The following is a 2,130-nucleotide window of genomic DNA, read 5'->3' as shown; positions in this document are numbered from 1 at the left end:
ATAAAATATAGATTAATTTTGGCTTTTCTTTTGTAAAAATCCACGCTATATAGGGCACAAAAATAACATTTGCACCAGTTATGAAAGCATTTTTAGAGGAAGTTGTATAGACCAATCCCACAGTTTGAAAAGCAAAAGCTAAAAACAGAACCAATCCTGCAATCACTCCTAAATTCATCTCATTTTTTTCAATTTTTATCCTTTTTATTCTCATAATTATAAACATAACTATTGCTGTAATAAAAAATCTTATTCCTAAAAATTCAAAAGGCCTTATTCCACTATCTAAAATTATTTTTGTAGCTGGAAACCCACTTCCCCAAATCATAGCAACCAAAAGTAATAATAACTTACTAAAACTCTCTCTTTTCATAACTCGTCCCCCTTAATATTATGTTTTTTGTGTCTCTTATCTACTAAAAAAAAATAGCACCGTAGTACTATTTTCTTATTTTTATAGGTATATTTGCTATTAGTGCCGTTTCTCTTCCAGTTTCAGCCTCTTGAGAAATTTCAATATTTAAAGAGTCCCTATCAATATCTACATATTTAGATATTACCGCAATAAGTTCATCCTTTAAATTTTCAAGCATTTTAGGAGACAACATAGCTCTATCATGTATCAGTACTAGTTTTAAACGGTCTTTAGCTACTGAACTAGATTTTTCTTTATTTAAAAAACTAAAAAATCCCATATTTCGCCTCCTTTTACTTCTTAAACATCTCTTTTAACTTATCAAAAAATCCAACTTTAGGATCTAAATCTAAAAACTCAACATTTTGCCCCAATGTCCTTGATGCTATATTGATATAAGCCTTTGCTGCTAAAGATTCACCCTTATAGACTAATGGTTCACCTTTATTAGTAGAAATAACTATATTCTCATCATCAGGTACAATTCCAATTGGTTTAATACCAAGTATATCTGTCACGTCATCTACACTTAACATATTTCCATCTTTTACCATCTCTACTCTTAAACGATTTACAATTAATTTTGGATTTCTAATCTCATTTGCTTCTAATAATCCAATAATACGATCTGCATCTCTAACTGCGGAAATCTCTGGAGTTGTAACCACATACGCTTCCTCTGCCGCTGATATTGCATTTTTAAATCCTTGCTCTATTCCAGCTGGACAATCAACTAATACAAAATCATATTCAGCTTTTAATACCTCTATTAACTCTTTCATCTGTTCTGGAGTAACAGCATTTTTATCCCTAGATTGTGCCGCTGGTAACAGATGTAAATTTTCATTTCTTTTATCCTTTATAATAGCTTGTTTAGGTTTACAATTACCCTCTATAACATCGATTAAGTCATAGACAATCCTATTTTCTAATCCCATTACAACGTCTAAGTTTCTTAAACCGATATCAGTATCAATTAATAGTGTCTTTTGATTTTGCATAGCCAGTGCAGCCCCTAAGTTTGCACTACTTGTTGTCTTCCCTACTCCACCTTTTCCTGAAGTAATTACTATAACTTTTCCCATAATTCCTCCTGCTTTTCTCTTATATTTTTACCATATGTTCTAGAGTCGCTTTGTTAAATTTTTCAATAAAAATATTCCCATCCTTTAAATATGCCACTTCGAAATCCATAGTTTTTTTCACTTTATTAACATCTAACACATTTGTACTCGGATTTTTTGCAATAATCTGCCCAATTTTTATCTGAATAGGATTTAATGAAAAAGCACCTACAAATGCTTCTGAACCATCATTTTCTCCAGCATATACTGTCCCATTAAGGTATCCCAATACTATTACATTCCCTTTGGACTTTATAACAGCTCCTGGGTTTACATCTCCAAGTACAACTACATTTCCATCAAACTCAAGGTTATGACCAGAACGTAAAGTTCCCTTATGAAATTTTGTAGTCCCCTCATCTGTTATATCTTTTATATTATTAAATGGAAGTTGTCCACCAGGAAGTTGAGAAAAAGTTGATTTTTCAGAAAAAATAAAAGCTATTTTTATATTAGTCTCTTTATTTATTACTCCGATTAAAATATTTTCCTCTATTTCTGTTAACTTTCTATTTGTAAATTCAATGGCTATCTTTGTATCACCTATAAATGCCTCTGCCTGTTTAATCTTTTCAGAAAACTTATCTTTTA

4 protein-coding genes are annotated in these 2,130 nt (G+C 30.9%); all 4 read right to left on the bottom strand.

Going from position 1 to position 2,130, the window contains the following annotated elements; genetic code table 11:
* Nucleotides 1-373: EamA family transporter (locus ACMOUI_RS07775; protein ID WP_418965162.1), on the bottom strand; the 373-nt coding region annotated here is incomplete at its 3' end.
* A gap of 67 nt (nucleotides 374-440) precedes the next feature.
* Nucleotides 441-695 carry a cell division topological specificity factor MinE gene (gene minE, locus ACMOUI_RS07770; RefSeq protein WP_418965161.1) on the bottom strand — a complete coding sequence of 85 codons (255 nt, stop codon included), beginning with the start codon at nucleotides 693-695 and terminating at the stop codon, nucleotides 441-443.
* Nucleotides 696-708: 13 nt separating this feature from the next.
* Nucleotides 709-1,500, bottom strand: a complete 792-nt coding sequence (gene minD / locus ACMOUI_RS07765; RefSeq protein WP_418965160.1) for a septum site-determining protein MinD — start codon at nucleotides 1,498-1,500, stop codon at nucleotides 709-711.
* Between the two features lie 19 nt (nucleotides 1,501-1,519).
* Nucleotides 1,520-2,130 (bottom strand): septum site-determining protein MinC (gene minC, locus ACMOUI_RS07760; RefSeq protein ID WP_418965159.1); only part of this gene is annotated, 611 nt, incomplete at its 5' end.

It is taken from the genome of Cetobacterium sp., assembly GCF_048470075.1.
Taxonomy (GTDB): Bacteria; Fusobacteriota; Fusobacteriia; order Fusobacteriales; family Fusobacteriaceae; genus Cetobacterium_A.
This window is presented reverse-complemented; position numbering and strand designations above follow the sequence as displayed.

What these genes read in the sequence shown, in the direction of transcription:
- minE (WP_418965161.1), bottom strand. Translation starts at nt 695, where the DNA reads ATGGGATTTTTTAGTTTTTTAAATAAAGAAAAATCTAGTTCAGTAGCT.
- minD (WP_418965160.1), bottom strand. Translation starts at nt 1,500, where the DNA reads ATGGGAAAAGTTATAGTAATTACTTCAGGAAAAGGTGGAGTAGGGAAG.